A 2240-nucleotide genomic window follows, 5' to 3' on the forward strand; every position below is an offset into this window, starting at 1 on the left:
CACATACGCGGCGAAAACACCGATCTGACAATTCTCGATCCGGCCCGCGGTACCCGAATACTGCCGCTGCACCCCCGCCGACAGAGTTCCCTTCTTCACGAATCCCGTCTCGTCGACGACCAGAACACCATCCGCCTCGGCCAGGTTCTCGATCACATACGACGCGGCGACGTCACGCACCCGATCGGCGTTCCACACATATCCGTTCAGTAGCCGCTGCATCTTCTGCGGGCCCTCTTGCCCGGTGAATTCCGCGAGCGTCCACCCGTTCTTCCGCTCCGTCCGAGACAACAACCCGGCCACATACGCCCGCGCCTGCACCCGAGGCTGCTCCGACCCGAAACACGGATCGATCCGACCCAGTAGCTCCTCCAAACCGGCCTCCCACACCGCCACGTCCGACCCGGATACACTCTGCTCCGCGGCCACCGCGGATTCCTCGGTTGTTCTCACAAACTACGGAGAATCACACGGTGGCCGCACCCGTTCGGACGCCACGCCGCCACCCCACACAGAGACCACACATCGGCCACTGTCACTGGAGTATTAGCTGGGGCTGGTGGAATGCGGACCGTCTTGCGACGCCAGGCGCACGACGTTCGCCTGGCCGAGTCTCTGCTCATGTGTTTGGTTCAGTTCGAGGGACAGCTCGACGACGAGCCGGCGCAAGGTCGCGGCGGTGGCGCGTTCCTGGGCGAGGTCGGCGCTGACCGCGGTGAGTTTCCGCTCGAGGTCGGCGTTCTCGCGCCGCAACCATCGGGCCAGTGCGGAAGAACAGGTTAACCTGGGCATCAACCGCCCCGGATGTGTTGTTGTCACACAGCGCGACGGGTCGTTGCCGGGAAAGGCTCAGTGGGTACAACCTCGCCCATGACGTGGGGGAGTAGCGGCGGGCGGCAGCGGGCGGTGCTGCTGGTCGGGTGTCTGATCGGACTCGGTGCGCTGTGGTGGCTGACCCCGGCTTTCTACGGATCGGGTGCGGAGGGGCGGGCCGGGGCGATCGCGACGACCCGCACCGGCATCCTGACCGTCGCCGCCGGGCTGATCGCGTTCTTCGGGGTCACGATGAACCTGGAGGAGACCCGTCGCGCCAACGAGCAGGCCCGCGTCCGCGACCAGCAGACCCACGAGCGGGAGCGGGAGGCGCAGCTGGCCGACCGCTACACCGCCGCCGTTAGCCAACTCGGCTCGGACACCCTCGACGTCCGCCTCGGCGGCCTCTACGCCCTGGAACAGATCGCCGTCGACGCGGCCACCCACCACCGCACCGTCGTCGAGGTCCTCTCCGCGTTCGTGCGGGAACACACCATTCCCGGCCGGCCCGGCGCCCTGCGCCGCCAGCGCGACCGGCCTCCGCCCCCAGCCGCGGCGGCGCCGCCGGGCACCGCCGACCTACCGTCGGCCGGCAAAACGGAGAGCACGAGCGCGGCACCGGCGCCGGTGCCGGCGCCGTCCGGGCCGGACACCGATATCCAGGCCGCCCTCACCGTTCTCGGCCGGCTGCCCCCTCGCGACGGCGTGCCCCGCGCCGTGCTCACCGGCGCCGTGCTCACCGGCGCCCTGCTGAACCGGGCGAACCTCACCGACGCCCAGCTGTCCTGGGCGAACCTCACCAACGCCCAGCTACGCGGGGCGAATCTCACCCGCGCCTGGCTGCACGGGGCGAATCTCACCCGCGCCCGGCTGTTCGGGGCGAATCTCGCCGGTGCCCGGCTGTTCGGAGCGAATCTCACCCGCGCCCGGCTGTTCGGGGCGGACCTCACCGACACGGTGGAGCTGACGCAGGAGCAGCTCGAGTCGGCGACAGGGGATTCTTCGACGGTGCTGCCGGACGGGGTGGCGCGGCCGGCGTCGTGGCCGGCCCGCGGCCTGGACGACACACCCCCGCCCTGAGTCCGTTTCATCCGGTCTGCCGGTTTTTCTGGGGCCCGGGGCCCTGCTGGTTTATTCAGGCTGGGAGGGTGACGTCTCGCTGGTGCCGATGGCCGGACTTGATCGCGTCAGCGGTGCTACCGCAGGGTTGGGTCGACGTTGTGTAGCGGTGTCGGCGGCATCCAACACGGCGCGCAACACGCGGGCCGGTAATGGATCGTCCGGCGTCGGGTCGGGACGATGGCGCGCGTGTCCATGCAGCCGAGACCCTGGCCCGAGATACCCGCACGGACCGTGGAGGTCGCCTGCGCCGCGTTCCCGAAGGGCAGCCTGGCGATGCGCATCCGCGAGGAGCTCGGCGCGGTGTA

General features: G+C 69.7%; 3 protein-coding genes. 1 reads left to right on the top strand and 2 read right to left on the bottom strand.

What is annotated here, in order from left to right; genetic code table 11:
* Positions 1 to 396: IS701 family transposase (locus NBW84_RS16370; RefSeq protein ID WP_445548736.1), on the bottom strand; the 396-nt coding region annotated here is incomplete at its 3' end.
* A gap of 150 nt (positions 397 to 546) precedes the next feature.
* Positions 547 to 792 carry a hypothetical protein gene (locus tag NBW84_RS16375; protein ID WP_250285610.1) on the bottom strand — a complete coding sequence of 82 codons (246 nt, stop codon included), beginning with the start codon at positions 790 to 792 and terminating at the stop codon, positions 547 to 549.
* 60 nt (positions 793 to 852) lie between these two features.
* Between NBW84_RS16375 and NBW84_RS16380 the strand changes: the two genes are divergently transcribed.
* Positions 853 to 1893 (top strand): pentapeptide repeat-containing protein, encoded by a 1041-nt coding sequence (locus NBW84_RS16380; protein WP_250285611.1) that lies wholly within the window; start codon positions 853 to 855, stop codon positions 1891 to 1893.
* Positions 1894 to 2240 lie beyond the last annotated feature (347 nt).

Origin of the sequence: Protofrankia sp. CiP1_Cm_nod2, assembly GCF_920664355.1 — a bacterium.
Taxonomy (GTDB): Bacteria; Actinomycetota; Actinomycetes; order Frankiales; family Frankiaceae; genus Protofrankia.

Bases quoted from the DNA above. Each gene is read 5' to 3' on its own strand.
- NBW84_RS16375 (WP_250285610.1), bottom strand. From the start codon at position 792: ATGCCCAGGTTAACCTGTTCTTCCGCACTGGCCCGATGGTTGCGGCGC.